General features: G+C 65.9%; 18 protein-coding genes and 6 tRNA genes. 6 read left to right on the top strand and 18 right to left on the bottom strand.

What is annotated here, in order from left to right; all coding sequences use genetic code 11:
- The first annotated feature begins 153 nt into the window (after window positions 1-153).
- From dapE to DES44_RS11160, 5 genes are all read left to right on the top strand, one after another.
- Window positions 154-1,305, top strand: a complete 1,152-nt coding sequence (dapE, locus tag DES44_RS11180; protein ID WP_058937389.1) for a succinyl-diaminopimelate desuccinylase — start codon at window positions 154-156, stop codon at window positions 1,303-1,305.
- Window positions 1,302-2,171, top strand: coding sequence for a 50S ribosomal protein L3 N(5)-glutamine methyltransferase (prmB, locus tag DES44_RS11175; protein WP_058935008.1), 870 nt, complete (start codon window positions 1,302-1,304; stop codon window positions 2,169-2,171). The genes dapE and prmB overlap by 4 nt, the downstream gene beginning before the upstream one ends.
- Entirely contained in the window at window positions 2,168-4,312 is a 2,145-nt protein-coding gene (locus tag DES44_RS11170) for an ABC-F family ATP-binding cassette domain-containing protein (protein WP_058935007.1), read from the top strand. Before prmB ends, DES44_RS11170 begins: the two co-directional genes overlap by 4 nt.
- 115 nt (window positions 4,313-4,427) lie before the next feature.
- Window positions 4,428-4,946, top strand: a complete 519-nt coding sequence (locus DES44_RS11165; RefSeq protein WP_058935006.1) for a MarR family winged helix-turn-helix transcriptional regulator — start codon at window positions 4,428-4,430, stop codon at window positions 4,944-4,946.
- A gap of 46 nt (window positions 4,947-4,992) precedes the next feature.
- Complete coding sequence (locus DES44_RS11160; RefSeq protein WP_058935005.1) at window positions 4,993-5,427, top strand: organic hydroperoxide resistance protein; 435 nt, start codon at window positions 4,993-4,995, stop codon at window positions 5,425-5,427.
- Window positions 5,428-5,592: 165 nt separating this feature from the next.
- On the opposite strand, the gene DES44_RS11155 is transcribed toward DES44_RS11160, so the two are convergent.
- The gene (locus DES44_RS11155) at window positions 5,593-6,528 is read right to left on the bottom strand and encodes an asparaginase (RefSeq protein ID WP_058935004.1); all 936 of its coding nucleotides are present in this window, start codon (window positions 6,526-6,528) and stop codon (window positions 5,593-5,595) included.
- Here DES44_RS11155 and lexA point away from each other — a divergent pair.
- On the top strand, window positions 6,514-7,260 hold the full coding sequence (gene lexA / locus DES44_RS11150; RefSeq protein ID WP_083525554.1) for a transcriptional repressor LexA: 747 nt from the start codon (window positions 6,514-6,516) through the stop codon (window positions 7,258-7,260). The two genes, DES44_RS11155 and lexA, sit on opposite strands and share 15 nt — an antisense overlap.
- Before the next feature lie 810 nt (window positions 7,261-8,070).
- Here the strand turns inward: lexA and DES44_RS11145 are convergent.
- The 17 genes from DES44_RS11145 to truA all read right to left on the bottom strand — a co-directional run bounded on the left by DES44_RS11145 (window position 8,071) and on the right by truA (window position 21,288).
- Window positions 8,071-8,147 (bottom strand) — tRNA-Asp (locus DES44_RS11145).
- Between the two features lie 112 nt (window positions 8,148-8,259).
- A tRNA-Glu gene (locus DES44_RS11140) sits at window positions 8,260-8,335 on the bottom strand.
- A 47-nt stretch (window positions 8,336-8,382) separates the two neighbouring features.
- Window positions 8,383-8,458: transfer RNA gene (locus tag DES44_RS11135), tRNA-Ala, on the bottom strand.
- A gap of 75 nt (window positions 8,459-8,533) precedes the next feature.
- Window positions 8,534-8,610, bottom strand: a tRNA-Asp gene (locus tag DES44_RS11130).
- A gap of 202 nt (window positions 8,611-8,812) precedes the next feature.
- A tRNA-Glu gene (locus tag DES44_RS11125) sits at window positions 8,813-8,888 on the bottom strand.
- A 37-nt stretch (window positions 8,889-8,925) separates the two neighbouring features.
- A tRNA-Ala gene (locus DES44_RS11120) sits at window positions 8,926-9,001 on the bottom strand.
- 310 nt (window positions 9,002-9,311) lie between these two features.
- A complete protein-coding gene (gene gltX, locus DES44_RS11115) occupies window positions 9,312-10,739 on the bottom strand; it encodes a glutamate--tRNA ligase (protein ID WP_058935002.1) in 1,428 nt (475 codons plus the stop codon).
- Window positions 10,736-11,998, bottom strand: coding sequence for an O-succinylhomoserine sulfhydrylase (locus DES44_RS11110; protein WP_058935001.1), 1,263 nt, complete (start codon window positions 11,996-11,998; stop codon window positions 10,736-10,738). The genes gltX and DES44_RS11110 overlap by 4 nt, the downstream gene beginning before the upstream one ends.
- On the bottom strand, window positions 11,995-13,506 hold the full coding sequence (gene purF / locus DES44_RS11105) for an amidophosphoribosyltransferase (RefSeq protein ID WP_058935000.1): 1,512 nt from the start codon (window positions 13,504-13,506) through the stop codon (window positions 11,995-11,997). Before purF ends, DES44_RS11110 begins: the two co-directional genes overlap by 4 nt.
- A 51-nt stretch (window positions 13,507-13,557) precedes the next feature.
- Window positions 13,558-14,055, bottom strand: coding sequence for a CvpA family protein (locus DES44_RS11100; protein WP_058934999.1), 498 nt, complete (start codon window positions 14,053-14,055; stop codon window positions 13,558-13,560).
- Window positions 14,056-14,062: 7 nt separating this feature from the next.
- Window positions 14,063-15,046 carry an SPOR domain-containing protein gene (locus tag DES44_RS11095; RefSeq protein ID WP_058934998.1) on the bottom strand — a complete coding sequence of 328 codons (984 nt, stop codon included), beginning with the start codon at window positions 15,044-15,046 and terminating at the stop codon, window positions 14,063-14,065.
- A 46-nt stretch (window positions 15,047-15,092) separates the two neighbouring features.
- Window positions 15,093-16,391 carry a bifunctional tetrahydrofolate synthase/dihydrofolate synthase gene (gene folC, locus DES44_RS11090; RefSeq protein WP_375137523.1) on the bottom strand — a complete coding sequence of 433 codons (1,299 nt, stop codon included), beginning with the start codon at window positions 16,389-16,391 and terminating at the stop codon, window positions 15,093-15,095.
- 249 nt (window positions 16,392-16,640) lie between these two features.
- A complete protein-coding gene (gene accD / locus DES44_RS11085) occupies window positions 16,641-17,513 on the bottom strand; it encodes an acetyl-CoA carboxylase, carboxyltransferase subunit beta (RefSeq protein ID WP_058934997.1) in 873 nt (290 codons plus the stop codon).
- A 41-nt stretch (window positions 17,514-17,554) separates the two neighbouring features.
- Window positions 17,555-18,352, bottom strand: coding sequence for a tryptophan synthase subunit alpha (gene trpA, locus DES44_RS11080; protein ID WP_058934996.1), 798 nt, complete (start codon window positions 18,350-18,352; stop codon window positions 17,555-17,557).
- Entirely contained in the window at window positions 18,349-19,665 is a 1,317-nt protein-coding gene (trpB, locus tag DES44_RS11075; protein ID WP_375137522.1) for a tryptophan synthase subunit beta, read from the bottom strand. The genes trpA and trpB overlap by 4 nt, the downstream gene beginning before the upstream one ends.
- A 107-nt stretch (window positions 19,666-19,772) precedes the next feature.
- Window positions 19,773-20,414 carry a phosphoribosylanthranilate isomerase gene (locus DES44_RS11070; RefSeq protein ID WP_058934995.1) on the bottom strand — a complete coding sequence of 214 codons (642 nt, stop codon included), beginning with the start codon at window positions 20,412-20,414 and terminating at the stop codon, window positions 19,773-19,775.
- 91 nt (window positions 20,415-20,505) lie between these two features.
- A complete protein-coding gene (gene truA / locus DES44_RS11065) occupies window positions 20,506-21,288 on the bottom strand; it encodes a tRNA pseudouridine(38-40) synthase TruA (RefSeq protein WP_058937386.1) in 783 nt (260 codons plus the stop codon).
- Window positions 21,289-21,345 lie beyond the last annotated feature (57 nt).

Below are 21,345 nucleotides of genomic sequence, written 5' to 3'. Positions count from 1 at the left end.
TGCAACCTAAGAGACAATAGGGCGGTGAGCTCCGCCCTGCCCCCTTCCCCCTCGGTTGACCCGACGCACCCCGCTGACGACCTCGGCGGGCGCTTTCGCGGCCCCTATTCCCCGCTGACGCCCACCTTCGCCGCCCAGCGGGACACCGCCGATGTGCAGACGCGCACCCTCGCCCTGCTGGAACAGCTGATCGCCCGCCCATCCGTCACCCCGGATGACGCCGGCTGCCTCACCCTGATCGGCGAGCGGCTGGAGGTGCTGGGCTTCCGGCTGGAACGCATGGACAGCGGCCCCGACGACTTCCGTGTGCACAACCTCTGGGCGGTGAAGGACGGCAGCGATCCGTCCGCCCCGCGCCTGGTCTTTGCCGGCCACACCGATGTCGTGCCCACCGGCGAGCTGGCCCGCTGGACCAGTGATCCGTTCGTGCCCACCGTGCGCGGCGGCCAGCTTTATGGACGCGGCGCGGCCGACATGAAGACCTCGCTGGCCGCCATGGTGGTGGCAGCCGAGGACTTCGTCGCTGCCCACCCGCACCATGCCGGCAGCATCGCCTTCCTGCTGACCAGTGACGAGGAAGGCCCTGCCCGCGATGGCACCGTCGTCTGCGTGGAGCAGCTCCGCCAGCGCGGGGAACGGCTGGATTTCTGCATCGTCGGCGAACCGACTTCGGTCGAACGGCTGGGTGACACGGTCAAGAATGGGCGCCGCGGCTCGCTGTCCGGCAAGCTGCGGGTGATGGGCATCCAGGGCCACGTGGCCTATCCGCATCTGGCGCGCAACCCGGTGCACCAGGCCGCCCCTGCGCTGGCTGCACTGGCGGCCATGACCTGGGACGCCGGCAACGACTACTTCCCGCCCACCACCTTCCAGATCTCCAACATCCAGGCCGGCACCGGTGCCGGCAATGTGATCCCCGGCGAGGTGGTGGTGGACTTCAATTTCCGCTTCTCCACCGAATCCACCCCGCAAGGCCTGCGCGAACGCGTGCAGGCGCTGCTGGAGGAACACGGCCTGGAGTACCAGCTGGACTGGACCTTGTCCGGCGAACCCTTCCTCACGCCGGTGGGCAGCCTCTCCGCCGCCCTCAGCGCCGCCATCGCCGAGGAAACCGGCGTGGCCACGGAACTCTCCACCACCGGCGGCACGTCGGATGGGCGCTTCATCGCGCGCATCTGTCCGCAAGTGGTGGAATTCGGACCGCTCAATGCGAGCATCCACAAGATCAACGAATATGTGCCGCTGGACCAGATTGCGCCGCTGACGCGCATCTACTGCCGCACCCTGGAGCATTTGCTGCTGTGACGCTGCTGGAACTGATCGAGGCCCAGGCCGCCCGCCTCTCCGAGGCGGGCGTTTCATTTGGGCATGGCACCACCAACGCCTTTGACGAGGCCGCTTGGCTGGTGATGTGGAAACTGGGCGTGCCGCTGGATGCGCTGGACGACCATGCGCAGGACGCCGTGTCGGGCGAGGACACCGAAGCGGTCCTCGCGTTGGTGCAGGAGCGGATCACCACCCGCAAGCCGGCGGCCTACCTCACCCGCGAGGCCTGGCTGCAAGGCGTGCCCTTCTATGTGGACGAGCGGGCCATCGTGCCGCGCAGCTTCATTGCCGAGCTGCTGGCCGACGCCACCATCGACGCCTGGCTGTCCGACCAGACGGTGCGGGTGCTGGACCTGTGCACCGGCAACGGCAGCCTGGCCGTGCTGGCGGCCATGGCCTGGCCGGAGGTGCAGGTGGACGCCATCGATTTGAGCGCGGACGCGCTGGCGGTGGCCCGCATCAATGTGGACCGCCACGGCCTGGCCGACCGCATCCGTCTGCTGCAAGGCGACGGACTGAGCCCGGCCGAGGGCGCCTACGACCTCATCCTTTGCAACCCGCCGTATGTGAACAGCGCGTCGATGCAGGCCCTGCCGCTGGAATACCAGGCCGAACCGGCGCTGGCGCTGGCGGGCGGCAATGACGGCATGGACTTCATCCGCCAGATGCTGGACAAGGCGCCCGACCATCTGAGCGAGCACGGCGTGCTGGTGCTGGAGATCGGCAACGAGCGCGAGTACTTCGAGGCCGCTTTCCCGGCGCTGGAAGTCGCCTGGCTGGACACGTCCGCCGGCGAGGACCAGGTGCTGCTCATCACCCGCGACGCACTGGTGGCTGCCCGATGATCACGCTGCGCAACATCACGCTGCGGCGTGGCACGAAGGTGGTGCTGGACGATGCCAGCGTCACCCTGCAACCCGGAGAAAAAGTCGGCCTGGTGGGCCGCAACGGCGCGGGCAAGTCCAGCCTGTTTGCGCTGCTGACCGACCGGCTGCACAGCGACAAGGGCGAGGTGGAGATTCCGCGCCAGTGGGCCGTGGGCGAGGTCGCCCAGAACATGCCCGAGACGGACATGCCCGCCACCGACTTCGTGCTGGAAGGCGACACCCGGCTGATGGCGGCGCGCGAAGCCCTGGCGCAGGCGGAAGCCGCGGACGACGGCCACGCCATCGCCGAAGCGCATGCGCTGCTGATGGATGCCGGCGCCTTTGACGCGCCCGCCCGCGCCCAGGCGCTGCTGATGGGCCTGGGCTTCAAGGGCGCGCAGGTGGATGCACCGGTCAACAGCTTCTCCGGCGGCTGGCGCATGCGCCTGCAACTGGCGCGCGCGCTGATGTGCCCCGCCGATCTGATGCTGCTGGACGAGCCGACCAACCACCTGGACCTGGATGCCCTGGTCTGGCTGGAAGCCTGGCTGCAGCGCTATGAAGGCACGCTGATCGTCATCAGCCACGACCGTGAATTCCTGGATGCGATCACCAAGGTCACGCTGCATCTGGACGAGGCCAAGCTGCACCGCTACGGCGGGAACTACACCGCCTTCGAGGCGATGCGCGCCGAGCGCATGGTGCTGCAGCAGGCCGCCTTCGAGAAGCAGCAGGACCGTGTGGCCCATCTGCAGAAGTTCATCGACCGCTTCAAGGCCAAGGCCAGCAAGGCCAAGCAGGCCCAGAGCCGGGTCAAGGCACTGGAGCGGATGGAGCGGCTGGCGCCGGTGCTGACGTCGGCGGATTTCAGCTTCTCCTTCCGCGAGCCGCTGAGCCTGCCCAATCCGATGCTGATGTTCGATCAGGTGTCGGTCGGGTATCTGACGCCGGGTGCGCCAGAGGGCGATGAAAAGGTCATCGTGCGCGGCGTGGACCGCTCGGTGCTGGCCGGCCAGCGCTTTGGCATCCTGGGCGCCAACGGCCAGGGCAAGTCGACGCTGGTCAAGACGATTGCGCGCATGCAGCCGTCGCTGGGCGGCACCATCACCGAGGGCAAGGGCCTGTCCATCGGCTACTTCGCCCAGCAGGAAATGGATGTGCTGCGGCCGGATGAAGGTCCGCTGCAGCACATGGTGCGGCTGGCCAAGGAGGTCAGTCCCTCAGCGCGCGAGCAGGAACTGCGGGACTTCCTCGGCCAGTTCCGCTTTGTCGGCGACATGGTGAACCAGGCGGTGGGCAGTCTCTCCGGCGGAGAAAAAGCCCGCCTGGTGCTGGCCATGCTGGTCTGGCAGCGCCCCAACCTGCTGCTGCTGGACGAGCCGACCAACCATCTGGATCTGCAGACCCGTGAGGCGCTGTCCATGGCGCTGAACGAGTTCGAAGGCACGGTGATGCTGGTCAGCCATGACCGGGCCCTGCTGCGCGAGGTTTGCGACGAGTTCTGGTTGGTGGCCGAAGGCAAGGTGGCGCCGTTCGACGGCGACCTGGACGACTACCAGCGCTGGCTGCTGGAGCAGTCCAAGGAGGCGGCGCGGCAGGCGAAGGAGCTGGCCAAGCGGGATAAGGCTGCGGCGGCGGGGTCTGCGGGGTCGGCGGCGGGGGGATCTTCCGCGTCGGCAGCGGGGAGCGGCGCTGCTTCTGGCGCTTCTGGCGCTCCCGGCGGCGCGGGGGCTTCGAACGGCTCCGGCGCGTCGGGCAGCACAGCGGGTGCCGGATTCGGCGGCGCTGGCTCTGGCGTTGTTGCGCCGGTGGCAGCGCCCGTCGCTGCGCCTGCCCCGATTGCGTCCCGCGAGGACCGCAAGGCCGCCGGCCAGGCCCGCCAGCGTGTGGCTGAGCAGACGCGGCCCCTGCGCAAGGAGATGGAGCAGATCGACGCCCGACTCAAAGCGCTGCATGCGGAGCGGGAGGGCCTGGAGTCGCAGCTGTCCAGCGGCACGCTCTCGCCCGCCCAGATCGCCGAGGCCGGCAAACGGCTCAAGGCCATCGGGGATGAAGTGGACGAGAAGGAAATGCGCTGGCTTGAACTGAGCGAGCAGGTGGACGCGCTGCAGGCGAGCTGAGCCGACTCCGCATCCAGTCCCAGTGGCGCTGAGGGCGGCAGCCTCTTCCAGGCAGCCGCCCTTTTAAAGACCACTTTGATTGTGTGCAATTGAATTGCTCGCTACAGTAGAGCCCATGTCGAACGCAGCCCCCTCCTCCCCACCGGTGACCGCCGCTCCCGCAGCGGCGCCCGCGGACTGGTTGCGGCTGGACCTGCAGCTGTGCTTTGCGCTGTATTCGAGCTCGCTGGCCATGACCAAGCTGTACAAGCCCTTGCTTGCACCGCTGGGCCTGACCTATCCGCAATACCTGGTGATGCTGGTGCTGTGGGAGTCGGACGGCCTGGCCGTCTCCGCGCTGGGGCAACGCCTGGGCCTGGACTCGGGCACGCTGACCCCACTGCTCAAGCGTTTGGAAAGCCAGGGCCTGGTGGAGCGGCGCCGCAGCGCGCAGGATGAGCGGCGGGTCGACATCCATCTGACCGATGCCGGTCGCGGTCTGCGCGAGCAGGCCGTCCGCATCCCTGAACAACTGGCCTGCGCCAGTGCCTGCAGCCTGGACGAGCTACAGACGCTGACGCGGCAATTGCAAGATCTGCGGTCCAGCCTGCTCCACCATCTGGAGCAGATGGACAGCACCCTTCCCCCGGGCTGACCCCGGGTCTCTCTCACAACAACCCTGCAACCCCAAGGAGCGCCACATGGCCATCGAGAAAGCCCTCTACACCGCCACCGCCACCGCCACCGGAGGCCGCGCCGGCACCGCCCAGTCGTCGGACGGCGCCCTGAAGCTGGACCTGTCCACCCCCAAGGAACTGGGCGGCGCGGGCGGCAACGGCACCAATCCGGAACAGCTGTTCGCGGCCGGTTATTCGGCTTGCTTCATCGGCGCCATGAAGGCCGTGTCGGCCCGCAACAAGGTGGCCCTGCCGGCTGAAGTGTCCATCACCAGCGACGTGTCCATCGGCCCGCATGCCAACAAGCCGGGCGCTTTCGGCATCGCCGTGGCCATGAAGATCTCGGTGCCGGGCATGGACCGCGCCGCGCTGGAAAAGCTGGTGGCCGACGCGCACGAAGTCTGCCCGTATTCGAACGCCACCCGCGGCAACGTCGACGTCACGCTGACGATTGTTTGAGGCCATGACGGCTCGGCGCTGACAAGCGCCTGAGTTCGGGCTGGGCCTGCGCAAGGCGCGCCTGCTCGCTGGATCCGCTCACGCAGCGGTGAAGGTGGGCGGCGCGCCTTGTTGCTGTTTAGCGGGTGTGGGCGCGGGCGTGGGCGCGGTTTCGGTTGCGGTTCATCAACCCCGACGCAAGAGCTCCAGAGTGAGCTCGACACGCGCCGCCCACGGCGTGAGCGCCGCCGCTTTTTCATCCGGCGCGCCGACGATCCGGCCCTGCGCACAGCGCGTGGTGCGCCACACCGGCACACCGGATTGACGCAAGGCCTCAACCGCAGCAGCCAGCGCCTGATGCACCGTGCCATTGCCGGTGCAAGCCAGCACCAAGCCTTGCAAACCCGCTGCACGCCAGGCCTCCAGCGCCTGCGGGCGAGCGCCGCCGTGGCTGGCCAGCACTTCGACCCATGGCCACAGGGCCGGGTCTTGCGGCAGCAGGTCGGCGCCCAATGCATCGCCGGTGGGCCAGTCGCGGAAGGCGCGCACGACGCCCTCCTCCACCACGCCCAGCAACCCTGTGTCCGGTCCCGGCTCGAAAGCGTCCAGCCGATAAGTGTGGGTCTTGCGGATCTCCAGGCCATGCAGGACCTGACCTGCCACCACGGCCACCACGCCGCGAGCGCCTGGCGTCTTGGCGACCGCCACCGCATCGAGCAGGTTCTGCGGGCCGTCGGCCTGCAGCGCCGTCGCCGGCCGCATGGCGGCAGTCAGCACGACCGGTTTGCGAGGCGCCAGCACGCGTTGCAGCAGGTAGGCCGTTTCCTCCAGTGTGTCGGTGCCGTGGGTGATCACGATGCCGCGGACCTCCTCCCGGTCCAGATGCTGCTGCACCCGGCGAGCCAGCCGCGCCCAGGTGGACTCATCCATGTCCTTGCTGTCGAGCTGCGCCAGTTGCTCGGCCTCCAGGGCCTCGGCTTGCAGGGCCGGCACGGCGGCCACGAGCGAACCCACGGAGAGCTGTCCGGCCTTGTAGCCGACGTTGTCGGTGGCCGATCCGGCCGCGCCGGCAATGGTCCCGCCGGTGCCGATGATGACAATTTGCTCATGGGCGCTTTGCAATTTGGCTTCTCCTGGATAAAAATACAGAGCACTGGATGGATACTCAGGTCAACCGTGAACACACCACCAAAACTCACCGCCCGCCAACAACAGATCTTTGACCTGGTCCGGCGCAGCATCGAGCGCACCGGCTCGCCACCCACCCGCGCGGAAATCGCTCAGCAACTGGGCTTTCGCTCGGCCAATGCGGCGGAAGAACATCTGCAGGCGCTTGCGCGCAAGGGGGTGATCGAACTGGTGGGCGGCACCGCCCGCGGCATCCGCCTGCCCTCACCCGCGCTCAAGCAGGTGAACCAGGCGCGTGAACACAGTCAGTTCGCGCTGCCCCTGGCCAGCCTGGCGCAGCTCACGCTTCCGCTCGTCGGCCGCGTCGCTGCTGGCGCTCCCATCCTGGCGGAAGAACATGTGGAGCAGCACTATAGCGTTGATCCCTCCACCTTCTCCCGCGTCCCGGACTACCTGCTGCGCGTGCGCGGCATGAGCATGAAGGACATCGGCATCATGGACGGCGACCTGCTCGCCGTGCAGAAGGCCAGTGAAGCGCGTAACGGACAGATCGTGGTGGCCCGACTGGGCGACGAGGTCACCGTGAAGCGATTCCAACGCCACGCTGGGGGAGTGCGACTGCTGCCGGAGAACACGGACTTCGAGCCGATCGACGTGGCAGCGGGCGATGAATCCTTCGCGCTGGAAGGCTTGGCGGTGGGATTGATTCGGGCTCAGTTCAACTGAGCGCGGTCATGCCGGGGGGCGTCGGCCTCGCTCGAGGGTGCTCTGCCTAGACCCACCCTTGGACCCTAACGCCCACCCTGGCACCCCCACCCCATCGTGCAAACGCAATTGCGCCCACCTTTTTGCTCGCGTCACCGCGTCCGCTCATTTCGCCTACCCGACCGCGCCTGCTTCACTGCGCCTACTGATCGCACAGCCGTGGTGAAGAGTCTGCCCGGAGCGGCCGTGGCGCAGCAGCAGAAGGCTGAAAAAGGCACCTATGAAGAGATTCGTAGGTGCCTTTTGTTATTGGGTAACGGTTATCGGCGTCTTATCGAGAGCCTGAAGGTTTTGGTACAGACGCAGCGCTAACAAGATCTTCGGCGTGCGATATGTGAAAGCGTCGATTTCGCGCGTCCATACCGAAGCACCGCGCTTGCGTTGCCCACCATCGATATGGCGTTCAAACGATTGGAGGGGGTATGCGTTTCAATGCCACGCGGCGACCCGCGGAGTATGCGTGCAGCCAATCAGCAGAGGACTTCTGCCCCAGATACTGCTGAACCATCGCGCAACTGCAATACAAAAGCGATTTGGCGCAGTCTTGAGAATGCTGCAAGCGAGAACTCGAGTGGAACGCCAATCGAAGCACCCGCTCGAAGCAGCTCGAATATCCAAGGCTCACGACGAAAGCCCATCACCAAACTCGCAGCGAGTTGAACGCCATTCCAACAGCATCCAAGCCCAAAGCCCAAAACCCACAACCCACAACCCAAAACCAAACGCCCAAAAACAAAACCCCGCTAACTTTCGCTAGCGGGGTTTGAAGATTGGCGGAGTGGACGGGGCTCGAACCCGCGACCCCCGGCGTGACAGGCCGGTATTCTAACCAACTGAACTACCACTCCAGATTCAAGGCCAGTTATGAACTGTTCTGTTGCCTCAATCCTTCGGACAAGTTGTGCCGCAGATTCCAAAGCGCCAAGCGCTTCATCACTACGAGCCAAGCCTTGTCAAACTTGGCGTCCCCTAGGGGATTCGAACCCCTGTTACAACCGTGAAAGGGTCGTGTCCTAGGCCTCTAGACGAAGGGGACTTAACTCTTTCAGTGCTACCGCTCTCGCGTCAGCCACCAAGAAAACTTGGTGGAGGTAAGCGGGATCGAACCGCTGACCTCTTGCATGCCATGCAAGCGCTCTCCCAGCTGAGCTATACCCCCGAATACTTGACTGCAAGGCTTTCGCCCCGCTTTGCATCGTGGACCAACTCGAGTCCGGCAGCAAAGATAGATTGTTGGCGGAGTGGACGGGGCTCGAACCCGCGACCCCCGGCGTGACAGGCCGGTATTCTAACCAACTGAACTACCACTCCAGATACGCTGACAATGGGCTTTCGCTCATTGACTTTGCATCTTTGTCATTTCACTTCGCAATTCTTTTAAAGTTCTGCGCTGCTCAACGACATTTGCAATTTCTTGCGACGTTTTCGTTACTGTACCAGATTTTTTTGATGATTCTTTCGAATTAACGAACTTATCAATCACTCTTCTGGTCAATAACCAAGTACATCAACTTGGCGTCCCCTAGGGGATTCGAACCCCTGTTACAACCGTGAAAGGGTCGTGTCCTAGGCCTCTAGACGAAGGGGACTAAACCTTCTTCTCTTGAACTGCGCGCCACCTTGAATTGGTGGAGGTAAGCGGGATCGAACCGCTGACCTCTTGCATGCCATGCAAGCGCTCTCCCAGCTGAGCTATACCCCCTTTTTCGAAACCTGATGCTTGCGTACTCGGCATCAAACTTCTCAATTCGGGCAACGTCTTCATTCACAACTGAGTGATTGACGTGATGTCTGCTGAGATTCAGATTCTATAACCAAATATGCAGCAAATTTGCATCTGATTTTAAATCTAACTCTCTAGCGGCTCACGAACCAGTTTGTTTGGCAGCTCGTTGGTGGCTTTTTCAAACCCCCACCTGCAACCTAACTCACCGGCGTCAATCAAAAAACAATCAGTTGTTTCTGATTTCGTTTCGCGCTGTTCAAGCGAGAACGAGAGTATAGAACGAGTTTTAAACGGAACGCAAGCGGTTCACCAAAATTTCTTTGTTGAAGAGTTCCAACACCGCATCCACAGAAGGCGTCTGTGCACGACCGCACACCAGCACCCGCACCGGGATGGCCAGTTGCGGCATCTTCAGACCATGCGCCGTGATGGTTTCCTTGATGGCGGCACTGATGGCAGCTTTGGTCCAGTCCGCCGGTGCCAAGGCGTCCAGCTTGTCGGCCAGCGTCAGGATGGCGGGTTTGATGGCATCGGTCAGATGCGTGGCCTTGTCTTCGTCCGACGGCGTGACCGGGGCCACATACATGGCCAGCCAATCCGCCAGGGCCACAGTGGTGCTGCAGCGGTCCTTGAACAAGGCACACAGCGCCGGCAGACGCTCGGGCGCCGACAGGCCGCGCTTGGCGAGTTGGGCGGTGACCAAGGTGGCCAGACGCTCGTCATCCGCCTGCTTGATGTAGTGGGCATTGACCCATTCCAGCTTGGCCGGGTCCCACTGGGCCGGGCTCTTGGAAATATGGGTGCCGTCGAACCACTGCACCAGCTGGTCGCGGGTGAACAGCTCATCGTCGCCGTGGCTCCAGCCCAGGCGTGCCAGATAGTTCAGCATGCCTTCGGGCAGATAGCCGTTCTCTTCATAGGCCGTGACGCTGACCGCGCCGCGGCGCTTGGACAGCTTCAGGCCATCGTCGCCCAGGATCACCGGGATGTGACCGAACTGCGGCAGCGGTGCCCCGAGCGCCCGGAAGATGTTGATCTGCCAGGGCGTGTTGTTGATGTGCTCGTCGCCGCGGAACACATGCGTGATCGCCATGTCCCAATCGTCCACCACCACGGCGAAGTTGTAGGTGGGCACGCCCAGCGCGCCCTCCCCGGCCTGGGCATCGGCCGGCCGCATGATGATCAAGTCGTCGATCTCGCGGTTGTTGATGGTGATCGGGCCCTTAACCAGGTCGTCCCAGGTCACATCGCCTTCCAGCGGATTCTTGAAGCGCACCACCGGCCTCACGCCGGCCGGCACTGCCGGCAGCGTCTTGCCGGGTTCCGGACGCCAGCGCCCGTCATAACGGGTCTTCTCGCCGCGGGCTTTCTGCCCTTCGCGCATCTCGTCGAGTTCCTGCGGCGTGCAGTAGCAGTAGTAGGCCGTCCCGGCCTCGATCATCTGCTGCACCACCGCGTGGTAGCGCTCCAGACGCTGCATCTGGTAGACCGGGCCCTCGTCATAGCCCAGGCCCAGCCACTGCATCGAGGCCAGGATCTGCTCGACCGAATCCTGGGTGGAACGGGCCACGTCCGTGTCTTCAATGCGCAGCACGAACTCGCCACCATGGTGACGGGCGTAGGCCCAGGAGAACAAGGCGGTGCGGGCAGTGCCCAGATGCAGGAAGCCGGTGGGCGACGGCGCGATGCGAGTGCGGATCACAGTGGAGCTCATAGTGAATTCAGGCCTCGGGCCAGGTCGGCCTTCAGGTCTTCGATGTCTTCCAGGCCGACCGCCACGCGGATCAGTCCCTGGGTGATGCCGGCAGCCTGTCGCTGGGCCTCGGTCAGGCGTCCATGCGAGGTGCTGGCGGGATGGGTGATGGTGGTCTTGGTGTCGCCCAGGTTGGCGGTGATGGAGCAGATGCGGGTGTGGTCGATGACATGGAAGGCGGCTGCACGGCCGCCGTCTTCCGCGCCGGGGTGGCTGCGCACCACGAACGACACCACTGCCCCGCCCTGCCCGTTCTGCTGACGCATGGCCAGCTCATGCTGGGGATGCGACTTCAGGCCCGGGTAGTAGACACGCTCGATGGCGGGATGCGCTTCCAGCCACTGCGCCAGGACAGCGGCGCTTTCGGTTTGCGCCTTCATGCGCACCCCCAGCGTTTCCATGCCCTTGAGCACGACCCACGCATTGAACGGCGACAGCGACATGCCGACACTGCGCATCACCGGCGTGAAGACGTTGTCGATGTAGTGCGCGCTGGCGCAGATGGCGCCGGCAATGACCCGGCCCTGCCCATCCAGGTATTTGGTGCCCGAGTGGATGATGAAGTCCGCACCCATGCGCGCCGGTTGCTGCAAGGCGGGCGACGCGAAGCAGTTGTCCACCGCCAGCAGGGCCCCATGCCCATGGGCGATGTCGGCCAGCGCCGCGACGTCGCAGACCTCGGTCAGCGGATTGGTCGGCGTTTCGGCAAACAGCAGCCGGGTGTTGGGCTGCAGCGCGGCCTTCCACTCGGCCAGGTCGGTCTGCGACACGAAGCTGACCTGCACGCCGAACTTGCCGAACTCGCCCTGCAGCAGCTTGATGGTGGAGCCGAACACCGAGCGCGAGCACACCACATGGTCGCCGGCCTTGAGCAGCCCCATCACCAGCAGCATGATGGCGGACATGCCCGACGACGTGCCGATGCAGGCCTCGGTGCCCTCCAGCGCCGCCAGGCGGCGCTCCATCATCATCACCGTGGGGTTGGAGAAGCGGCTGTAGACAAAGGCCTCTTCCTCATTGGCGAACCGGCGGGCCGCGGTGGCCGCGTCGGGGTGCACGAATGAGCTGGTCAGGAACAGGGCTTCGGAGTTCTCGCCCCAGGGTGTGGGCGGCAGACCTTCGCGCACCGCCAGCGTGGCCAGGCGCGCATCGTCCGGCAGCGCCACGCGGGGGATGCCGCCCTGCTTGGCGTCCTTGGGAGTGCCCGCGCCTGCGCTCACTGATCACCTCCGCTTTGCAGCGCCAGGCGGCTGCGGGCCGGCAGGTCGTCTTCCTCGGCCTGCGACTTGCGCTGAGCCTGGATGGTGGCGAAATCTTCCGCCGACACATCGCCGGTGATGTAGCGGCCGTCGAAGCAGGAGGCCTCGAAGCCGTTCAGCCCGGGGCGCAGCTGGGCGACTACGCGCTTCATCGCATCCACGTCCTGGTAGATCAGCGCATCGGCGCCGATGAACTGGCGGATCTCCTCGATGGAGCGGCCATGGGCGATCAGCTCTTCCTTGGTCGGCATGTCGATGCCATAGACGTTGGGGAAACGCACCGGCGGCGCCGCCGACGCCAGGTAGACCTTGCGGGCCCCGGCCTCGCGCGCCATCTGGACGATTTCCTTGGAGGTGGTGCCCCGCACGATGGAGTCATCCACCAGCAGCACATTGCGGTCCTTGAACTCCAGGCCGATGGCATTGAGCTTCTGACGCACCGACTTCTTGCGGGTGGACTGACCCGGCATGATGAAGGTCCGGCCCACATAGCGGTTCTTCACGAAACCTTCGCGATACGGCTTGCCGATGCGGTGAGCCAGTTGCATGGCCGAAGGACGGCTGGATTCGGGAATGGGGATCACCACGTCGATCTCGGTCGGCGGGATGGTGGAGATGAGGCGCTGGGCCAGGGTCTCGCCCATGTTCAGGCGGGACTGGTAGACCGAGATGCCGTCCATGACCGAGTCCGGGCGCGCCAGGTAGACGAACTCGAACATGCAGGGGTTGAGTGTCGGGTTCTCGGCGCACTGCTGGGTGTGGACCGTGCCCTGGGTGTCGATGAACAGAGCTTCGCCCGGTGCCACGTCGCGGGTCAGCTGATGGCCGGTGCCTTCCAGCGCCACGCTTTCGCTGGCCACCATCACATCGCCTTCGGCCGACTGGCCAAAGCACAGCGGACGGATGCCATAGGGGTCGCGGAAGGCCAGCAGGCCGTGGCCGGCGATCAGCGCGATCACCGCATAGGAGCCCTTGATGCGCTTGTGCACCTCGCTCACTGCCTTGAAGACCGACGCGGGCGTCAGCGGCAGTTCACGGCCGGCCATCTCCAGCTCGTGGGCCAGCACGTTGATCAGCACCTCGGTGTCGCTTTCGGTGTTGATGTGGCGGCGGTCCACCTCGAACAGTTGGTCCTTCAATGCATGCGCATTGGTCAGGTTGCCGTTGTGCACCAGCACGATGCCGTAGGGCGCATTGACATAGAAGGGCTGGGCCTCTTCCTCGCTGTAGGCATTGCCGGCCGTCGGATAACGGACCTGCCCCAGGCCCACCGTGCCCGGCAGCGCCCGCATGTTGCGGGTGCGGAACACGTCCCGCACCATGCCGCGCGCCTTGTGCATGAAGCACTTCTTGCCCTGCATGGTGACGATGCCAGCCGCATCCTGCCCACGGTGCTGCAGCAGCAGCAGCGCGTCATAAATGAGCTGGTTGACCGGCGCCTTGGAAATCACACCGACGATGCCACACATGCCTGATCCTTCAAATCACAGAGAACAATGAGGCCCGACCCCTTGTGGAGGTCAGGCCGGAATGGGAATGTAGTCGTGCAGGGCCTGCGGCAGCAGCGGCCGGACCTGCACCAGGGTGCCCTGCAGCCAGGGCGCCAGAAGCGATTCCTTCCAGGACGGCGACTGCACCGCCGGCGTCATGCCCACCACCATGGCCACGACCAGCCCCAGCAGCACGCCCCGCAGCACGCCGAACACGGCGCCGCCCAGACGGTCCACGAGGCTCAGCGGTGTGGCCTGGATCAGCGCCCGCACCAGCTTGGCCCCCAGACCCCACAGCAGCAGCACCAGCAGGAAGGCCAGCACCAGGCCCAGCGCATGCAACAGCGTCGGGCTCCATTTGTCCTGCGGCAGCAGATGCTCGATCCAGGGCGACACAAAAGGCGCCGCCAGCCAGGCCACCAGCCACCCCACGATGGTCATCACCTCGAACACCAGGCCGCGCCAGACGCCCAGCAGGACGGAGACGACCAGCATGGCCAGGAGTGCGAGGTCGACCCAGCTCATCATGCGGCCGTCAGAGCGTCAGGACCGCAGAGCTGAGACCGCCGCTGCGGACCTTGGCCGCCACCTTGTCGGCTTCATCCCGGCTGCCGAACGGGCCGACGCGCACACGGATGCGTTTGCCGTCGGGCGTCTCGACCGCCTGGGTATAGGTCTTCAGGCCCATGCGCTCGACCTTGCTGCGTGCATCCTGGGCCGCCTTGGCATCGGCATAGGCACCCACCTGGACGATGAAGCGGCTGCCATTGGCGGCTGCGGGGGCCGCGCCCGCCGCTGCGGCGTCCGCCGCCTTGCGGTCGTTGGCATGGCCGTCCAGCAGTGCCTGGACACGGGCGGATTCATTGGGGGCGGCGGGCCGCTTGGCCTCGGCACGGGCGTCCGAACGGCTGTCGGCACGGCTATCGGCACGGGTATCTGGCTTGGCCGGCTTGGTCTCGGCCACCCGTGTTTCCGCTGGCTTGTCGGCGGGCTTGTCCGCCGGCTTGGGCCGCGTCTCGACATGCGCCGGCTCCGCCATCCGGGCCTTGGCCTCGGGCTTGACGTCGCTGCGGGCGGCGGGATCCACCACCGGGTCTCGCGGTGCTTCCGCCGTTTGGGGCGGCGGCACGGGCCGGTCGGCGGCCGCCTGCTCGGCGGTTTCCTGGATGATGGCACGACCCGCTTCCTTGGGGTCCACCGTGTCGTCGATCCTGGCCACCTTGGGGGCCGGCACACTGAGCGGCGCAGCGCCTTCCTTCTTGGGGATCTCGATGGGCAGATCGACCGGAATCGGGCGCGGTTGGGTCTGGAACAACAGCGGGAACACGATCACCCCCACCCCCACCAGCACCACCGACCCGATCAGCCGGCGCCGCGCCCGCAGGCGCAGTTGCTGCACGTCATCCACCGCTTCCGCCGAGGCACGGGCATTCCTGGCCGACTTGCCGGCAGCGGCGGGACTGGCCGCCTTGGCGCCGTCATCCGCACCACCGCGCTTCAGAAAAGACAACAGACCCATGGAGCTTCAATGCCTATGCTGGCGTTAGAAAGAAAGGCCGCCGTCGTCAAAGGGCGCCATTCCCGGAGGTCGGCCCGTTCCCGGGGGGCGGCGCATCTTCGGGCATCGCGCCCGCGCCCAGGCGCGGCAGGCCATGCTTGAGCACACCCCCAACGGTATAGAACGAACCAAAGACCAAAATTCTATCAGCGGGGTCCGCCTGCTCTGCGGCCGAGGCCAATGCCGAGGCCGGGTCCGGATGCACACTGGTCCCCACGTCGGCCGGGGATTTCAGCAGGCCTTGCGCCCGTCCCTCCTCGAAGCGCTGGGCCAACGCCTGGGCGGTCGCCGCACGGGGGATGGGCAGGTCGCAGAAATGCCAATGGTCGATCAGCGGGGCGATGCGGGAGAGGATGTTGGCCAGGTCCTTGTCCGCCATGGCGCCGAAGACCGCCCGGGTGCGCGGATAAAAGCCCATCTGGTCCAGGTTCTGGGCCAGCGCGGCCACCGCATGCGGGTTGTGGGCCACGTCCAGCACCAGCATCGGGGACCCCGGCACCACCTGGAAGCGGCCGGGCAGCTCCACCAGGGCCAGACCCGCCCGCACCGCCTGCGCGCTGATGGGCAGGCGCTCGTACAACGCTTCGAACACCGCCAGCACGCCAGCCGCATTCAGCAGCTGGTTCACGCCGCGCAGCGCCGGATACGACATGCCGCTGTAGCGACGGTTGCGACCGGCCCAGTTCCACTGCTGGCGGTCACCGCTGTAGGTGAAATCGCGGCCCAGCTGGCGCAGGTCGGCGCCGATGGCCGTTGCATGGGCGGCAATGCTCTCCGGCGGCATCGGGTCGGACACCACCACCGGCTTGCCGGGGCGCATGATGTGCGCCTTCTCCCGGCCCACCGATTCGCGGTCCGGGCCGAGGTATTCGGTGTGGTCCAGGTCGATGCTGGTGATGACGCTGCAGTCCGCATCGATGACATTGACCGCATCCAGGCGTCCGCCCAGGCCCACTTCCAGGATGACCAGGTCCAGCGGCTCGGCCGCCAGCCGGTGCAGGATGGCCAGGGTGGTGAATTCGAAATAGGTCAGCGCCTGGTCTCCGCGGGCGGCTTCCACCGCCTGGAAGTGCGGCAGCAGCGACGCCGCATCCACCGGACGGCCGTCCACCCGGCAGCGCTCCTGGAAGTGAACCAGGTGCGGCTTGATGTAGAGACCGACGCGATAACCCGCCTGCAGCGCGACGCTTTCCAGCATCGCGCAGGTCGAGCCCTTGCCGTTGGTCCCGGCCACCATCACGACCGGCGTTTCGCCGAAGCCCAGTCCCAGCGTCTCACGCACCCGGGCCACTCGGGCCAGGGTCATGTCGATTTCCTTGGGATGCAGCCGCTCGCAGTGGGCCAGCCACTGTTCCAGCGCTTGCTGCGGATCGGCGGAAACCGTCGGAGGAACGGCGGGGGACGCGTCAGGGGAAGCAGTGGGGGGAACGCCAGGAGTTGTCATGCGAATCTAGGCCCAAAACAAACACGGCCAGTCCGTTGCCGGCCTGGCCATTGAGTCAAAGCACCCCGGCGGAGAACGCCGGGGTGGTGGGATCCGAGGGGTGCGTACGGATCAGGCGACCGCGTCAGCGCTTTGGCGCTGCAGCATGGCCAGGCTGCGGGCGATGGTTTCGCGCAGCTTGCGACGGTCCACGATCATGTCCACGGCGCCCTTTTCCAGGAGGAACTCGGCGCGCTGGAAGCCCGGGGGCAGCTTTTCGCGCACGGTGTTCTCGATCACCCGCGGACCGGCAAAGCCGATCAGGGCCTTGGGTTCGGCGATGACGATGTCGCCCACGAAGGCGAAACTGGCCGACACGCCGCCCATGGTCGGGTCGGTCAGCACGCTGATGTAGGGGAGCTTGGCCTTGGCCAGACGCGTCAGGGCCGCATTGGACTTGGCCATCTGCATCAGCGAGAGCAGGCCTTCCTGCATGCGGGCGCCGCCGGTCGCGGTGAAGCAGATGAACGGGGTCTTCTGCTCCAGCGCGGTTTCCACGCCGCGGGCGAAACGCTCGCCCACCACGGAGCCCATCGAGCCGCCCATGAAGTCGAACTCGAAACAGGCGGCCACCACCGGCACGCTCATCACCGCGCCGCCCATCACCACCAGGGCGTCGGTCTCGCCGGTGGATTCCAGCGCTTCCTTGAGCCGGTCCGGATACTTCTTGCTGTCCTTGAACTTCAGGGCGTCCACGGGCAGGACTTCCTGGCCGACCTCATAACGGCCTTCGCCGTCGAGGAAGGCGTCCAGGCGCGCACGGGCACCGATGCGGTGGTGGTGCGAGCACTTGGGGCAGACGTTGACGTTCTGCTCCAGGTCCGTCTTGTACAGAACGGTTTCACAGGACGGGCACTTGATCCACAGACCTTCCGGCACCGTGCGGCGCTGGTCCGGGTCCGTCTGTTGAATCTTGGGCGGTAGCAGTTTCTCAAGCCAACTCATGGCGGGCTCCTTGGTAGGCGACAGTCCGCGGATCGGATCGATCAGCGGTCCAGTGCTTGGCGGATTTCTTGGATGAAGGCCGCCGCCTGGTTGGCGACATTATCGCGTGTCTGGACCTCGATCAGTTGGACGAGTGCCGAACCGATCACCACCGCGTCCGACACGCGCGCAACCGCGGCGGCTGTCTGGCCGTCCCGGATGCCGAATCCGACCCCCAGCGGGATCTTCACATGGGCCCGCAGGCGAGGCATGGCGTCCGCCACCGCACTGGTGTCCAGGTGGCCGGCGCCGGTGACGCCCTTGAGGGAGACGTAGTAGACGTAGCCGCTGGCCAGCTCGCCGATGCGGCGGACCCGTTCATCGGTGGAGGTGGGCGCCAGCAGGAAGATCGGGTCCAGCCCCTGGGCCTTGAGCGAGGCCGCAAAGACGTCGCTTTCCTCGGGCGGATAGTCCACCACCAGCACGCCGTCCACGCCGGCCTGCTTGGCGGCGTCGACGAAGGCCTGGGTGCCCATGCGCTCGATCGGGTTGGCGTAGCCCATCAGCACGACCGGGGTGTCGGCATCCTGGTCTCGGAATTCCCGCACCATGGACAGGACATGCCGCAGGGAAATCCCCTTGGCCAGGGCCCGCTCGCTGGCGCGCTGGATGACCGGACCGTCCGCCATCGGATCGGAAAACGGGATACCCAGTTCGATCACATCCGCGCCCGCACGCGCCATGGCCAGCATCAGCTCGACGGTGACATCGGCATACGGGTCCCCGGCGGTGATGTAGGGAATGAGGGCCTTGCGGCCCTGTGCCTTCAGGCGCTCGAAGGTGGATTGGATGCGGCTCATTGCGCCCCCCCTTGGCGACCCTGCTCGCCCTGGGCCGACAGTTCGGCCCCGCCCTTGACCGCATGGCCGCCCATCGACGGGCGGTCGAAGTAGGTGGCGCCGGAGAGGTCGGCCACCGTGCCGATGTCCTTGTCCCCGCGGCCGGAGAGGTTGATCAGCAGGTGCTGGTCCGGACGCATGGTCGGCGCCAGCTTGAGGGCATGCGCCAGCGCATGGCTGGATTCCAGCGCGGGGATGATGCCTTCGGTGCGGCACAGGCGGTGGAAGGCGGCCAGCGCCTCCGCATCCGTGGCGCCGACGTATTCCGCGCGGCCGATGTCCTTCAGGTAGGCATGCTCCGGCCCGACGCCCGGATAGTCCAGGCCGGCGGAAATCGAGTGCGTCTCGATGATCTGCCCGGCCTCGTCCTGCAGCAGGTAGGTGCGGTTGCCATGCAGCACGCCCGGCGTGCCGGCGCTCAGCGTGGCGGCATGCTTGGGCGTGTCCACGCCCTGCCCCGCCGCTTCCACGCCGATCAGGCGCACGTCCGTGTGCGGGATGTAGGGATAGAAGATGCCGATGGCATTGCTGCCGCCGCCGACGCAGGCAATCACCGCATCGGGCTGGCGACCGATCATCTCCGGCATCTGGGTCAGGCATTCGTCGCCGATGATGCGCTGGAAGTCCCGCACCATCATCGGATAGGGATGTGGACCCGCCACCGTGCCGATGATGTAGAAGGTGTTTTCGATGTTGGTGACCCAGTCGCGCATGGCTTCATTGAGCGCGTCCTTGAGGGTGCGGGAGCCGGACTCCACCGGCACCACCTTCGCGCCCAGCAGGTGCATGCGGTAGACGTTGGGCGACTGGCGCTTCACATCCTCCGCGCCCATGTAGACCACGCATTCCATGCCGTAGCGGGCACAGATGGTGGCGGTCGCCACGCCGTGCTGCCCAGCGCCGGTCTCGGCGATCACCCGCTTCTTGCCCATGCGACGGGCCAGCAGCGCCTGCCCGATGGTGTTGTTCACCTTGTGGGCGCCGGTGTGGTTGAGGTCTTCGCGCTTGAGGAAGATCTGCGCGCCGCCGAGCTCCTCGCTCAGCCGGCGGGCGTGATAGATGGGGCTGGGCCGCCCGACGAAATGCGCCAGCTCGTACTGGTACTCGCGGATGAATTCCGGGTCCTTGCTGTACTTCTCGTAGGCTTCGTTCAACTCATCCAGGGCGTGGATCAGCGTCTCGGCGACGAAGCGTCCGCCGTAATAGCCACTGGAGGCCGGCGTCTGCACCGGGCCGAAGCGGCCGGCAGCATCGGGCTGGGCATAGCCCTGCAGGGGCGTGGTCAGGGAAACGGGGACATCCGCGGAACGGTTCAGCGAACCGTCCTGGGAGCGATCAAGCAATGTGGAAGACATGAGGCGTCCTCAAGTGAGGGCAACGCTCAATGGCCGGATGACCCCTGTTGGTCGGCCTGGCGCACGGCGTCGCAGAAATGGCGGATCTTGTCGGCGTCCTTGAGGCCCTTGGCGACCTCGACACCGGAACTGACATCAACGGCCCAGGGCCGTACCTTCAGCACGCCATCGATCACGTTGGCTGCACTCAACCCACCAGACAAAACGACCGGAGAGGGAACGCTTGGAGGCAGCAGTGACCAATCAAACACCTTTCCACCCCCACCATACCCGTCAACGAATGCGTCGAGCAGGACAGCCTGGGCGCTGGAGAAACGATGAGCGAAGTCTAACAAATCAAAGCCGGGTGCCATGCGAGCCGCACGCAAATAGGGGCGATTCCAGCGCTCGCAGTCTTCGGGGGACTCGTCGCCGTGGAATTGCAGCGTGAGCGTGGGGATCGCCTGCAGCGCGGCTTCGATGTCCGCAGCTTCAGCATTCACAAACAGCCCCACCGGCGTGACGAAGGGGGGCAGCCGGCGCGCCAGCTCAACCGCGCGGGCCACGGTGACGGCCCGGGGGCTTTTGTCATAGAGCACCAGGCCAATCGCGTCCGCGCCAGCCTGCACGGCGGCATCGACATCGGCCTCGCGGGTCAGGCCACAGATCTTGATTCGGGTTCGGTTCATAGACGTGCTCGGTGGGACGGGGACGAGGAACGAAATCGGGGAACGGGGGCGGGGAACGGGGATGAGGGGGTGACGGTCGGACCACCGCCGGTCAGGGCAGCCAGTCCATCGCTGCGGTGCGCTCGGGCAGCCCCAGCGGGGCGTCGTAGTACGGGCCCACAAAATACAGCCCGTCCGGCGCGAAAGTCGGCGCAGCCGCATCCCGGGATCGGGCAGCCAGCACCTCATCGATCCAGGCCGGCGGCCGGTTGCCGGTGCCCACCGCAATCAGGCAGCCCATCAGGTTGCGCACCATGTGGTGCAGGAAGGCCGAGGCATCGAATTCGAAGCGCCAGTAGGCCCCGCGCCGATGGATCTCGATCTTGCGCAGTTGCTTGATCGGCGAAGCCGCCTGGCACTCCGCCGAGCGGAAGGAACTGAAGTCATGTTCGCCGATCAGGCGGGCGGCGGCATCGCGCATCGCGTCGCCATCGAGCGGACGGAAGGTCCAGCCGACTGCGCCGTGCTCGATGGCCGGGCGCACATTCGACTCCAGCAGCAAATAGCAGTAGCGGCGCCCGCGGGCCCAGTTGCGGGCATGAAAGCCCTCCCCGGGGAAGGCGCACCACTGCACGGCGATGTCCGGCGGCAGGTAGCGATTGGTGCCGCGCACCCAGGAAAACTTCTCACGGTCCACCGGTGAATCGAAGTGCACCACCTGGTTCAGGCCATGCACGCCGGTGTCCGTGCGGCCGGCGCAGATCGTGCGGACGGGCTGCGCGGCAAACTGGGCCAGCGCGGCTTCCAGCGCATCCTGCACCGTGCCGCCCCCAGGCTGGCTCTGCCAGCCCTTGTACGCCCCACCGCGATAACTCACACCCAGCGCCACGCGCATGCCCTGCCCTCGTCCGTCCATCGCCATCCAAAAACAAAAGGCGCCCGGCATGGCCGA

This window comes from Roseateles depolymerans (assembly GCF_003387155.1).
GTDB lineage: Bacteria > Pseudomonadota > Gammaproteobacteria > Burkholderiales > Burkholderiaceae_C > Roseateles > Roseateles depolymerans.
The sequence above is the reverse complement of the archived record's forward strand: the minus strand, read 5'-3'. Positions and strand labels throughout refer to the sequence as shown.